The sequence below is a fragment of the Nocardia sp. NPDC056064 genome, from assembly GCF_042266925.1.
GTDB lineage: Bacteria > Actinomycetota > Actinomycetes > Mycobacteriales > Mycobacteriaceae > Nocardia.
On record NZ_JBHJWO010000007.1, the window covers coordinates 1 to 1,131 of the forward strand.

A 1,131-nucleotide genomic window follows, 5' to 3' on the forward strand; every position below is an offset into this window, starting at 1 on the left:
GACTCGCTTTCGCTACGGCTACCCCACACGGGTTAACCTCGCCACACACCGATGACTCGCAGGCTCATTCTTCAAAAGGCACGCCATCACCCCACTGCAAGCAGAAGGCTCTGACGGATTGTAAGCGCACGGTTTCAGGTACTATTTCACTCCCCTCCCGGGGTACTTTTCACCTTTCCCTCACGGTACTAGTCCGCTATCGGTCACCAGGGAGTATTCAGGCTTACCGGGTGGTCCCGGCAGATTCACAGCAGATTTCACGGGCCCGCTGCTACTCGGGAGACATCCACAACAGCCAACATGTTTTCGTTTACCGGACTATCACCGTCTATGGCAGGCCGTTCCAGACCACTTCAACTAACACGTTGGTTTCTTACTGTTGCTCAACTCGGCAGAGTTGAGAAGAATGATCCCACTACCCCAGCTAGACAACGACTGCCGTCTATCACATCTAACTGGTTTAGCCTCATCCGCTTTCGCTCGCCACTACTCACGGAATCACTGTTGTTTTCTCTTCCTGTGGGTACTGAGATGTTTCACTTCCCCACGTTCCCTCCACACACCCTATATATTCAGATGCGGGTAACACGACATCACTCGTGCTGGGTTTCCCCATTCGGAAATCCTCGGATCTCAGCTCGGTTGACAGCTCCCCGAGGCTTATCGCAGCCTCCTACGTCCTTCATCGGCTCCTGGTGCCAAGGCATCCACCGTACGCTCTTAAACACTTACTAACAAAGATGCTCGCGTCCACTGTGCAGTTCTCAAACAACACACAAGATCGAAACCGGTTGCGACACCAGCACTTCCGAAGAAGCCGGTATGACCGCGGCTCGAATCTCGTCGTTTTTGCCTAGAAAGAACGCGTGTTCTTTCAGGACCCAATAGTGTGTCGGTATACCACCGCGGTGAAAGACTTTGCTTCCACCTGGTGCGATGAGTTTGTCAGTGTTCCACCCATGAGCACCGCCGGACTACATGTGAGTCCGAAACGGCTCTGGCACTCTCGAATTCGACTCTTCGAACCAAGAAGTACAGATGCTCCTTAGAAAGGAGGTGATCCAGCCGCACCTTCCGGTACGGCTACCTTGTTACGACTTCGTCCCAATCGCCGATCCCACCTTCGACGGC

2 rRNA genes are annotated in these 1,131 nt (G+C 53.6%); both read right to left on the reverse strand.

The features are described from left to right. Positions 1-734, reverse strand: a 23S ribosomal RNA gene (locus ACFC06_RS29050); the annotation flags it as partial. Between the two features lie 315 nt (positions 735-1,049). Continuing rightward, positions 1,050-1,131, reverse strand: a 16S ribosomal RNA gene (locus tag ACFC06_RS29055); the annotation flags it as partial.